The organism is Neisseria sp. P0022.S010, assembly GCF_051956635.1.
The window spans coordinates 1-569 of record NZ_JBQCXF010000821.1 but is presented as its reverse complement, the minus strand read 5'-3'; the positions used below and the strand labels follow the sequence as shown (position 1 = coordinate 569).

1 protein-coding gene and 1 pseudogene are annotated in these 569 nt (G+C 52.0%); both read right to left on the bottom strand.

Annotation, left to right across the window (positions count from 1 at the left end; translation table 11 throughout):
* A pseudogene (locus tag ACTHUT_RS21610) lies at nucleotides 1–260 on the bottom strand (hypothetical protein); the annotation flags it as partial.
* Nucleotides 229–525 carry a helix-turn-helix domain-containing protein gene (locus tag ACTHUT_RS21605; RefSeq protein ID WP_250601323.1) on the bottom strand — a complete coding sequence of 99 codons (297 nt, stop codon included), beginning with the start codon at nucleotides 523–525 and terminating at the stop codon, nucleotides 229–231. The gene ACTHUT_RS21605 and the pseudogene ACTHUT_RS21610, both read right to left, overlap by 32 nt.
* Between the last annotated feature and the right edge of the window lie 44 nt (nucleotides 526–569).

Below are 569 nucleotides of genomic sequence, written 5' to 3'. Positions count from 1 at the left end.
GCAATGCGCCTTTGCCCGTAGCGTCCTTTATGCCGTTCGTAGATTTCGGCGATAAGGGCTTTGTCGGCTGCATCGGGGTCGGGCCGGTCTTGATGGTGGTAGTAAAAGCTGCTTTTGGGCAGGTTTGTGATGTGCAGCAGGTATTTGAGCGGGTGTTGCGCCCTCAGTGTTTGGACGGTTTGGCTTTGTCCTTTTCGGTCCGCTTTTGGCTGAGGGCTTTTAACTCCTTTAGGTAGGCAACCTTTGCGCGCATATAGCACAACTCTTCGATAAGCTCTGCCTGTGTTTTTTCGTGGTCGGGTTTGTCGGCGATGAATCGGCGATGAAGGGGTTTTTGCGGTGTTCGGTCATGGTTTTAGATTGGGGATGTTCGAGTGCGCCGATACCGCCTTCCTGATAGGCGTGTATCCATCGCCGCAGGTGGGTTCGGGAGATGCCGTAATGATCTGCGGTACGCTGTTGGCTGCGTATGTGCAGGTAGTGGAGTACGGCTTGGTATTTGAAGTGTAATGTATATTTGCTCATAAAAAAACTGCACCTTGTGAGTTGGAGGGGGGATGTCCAACTTT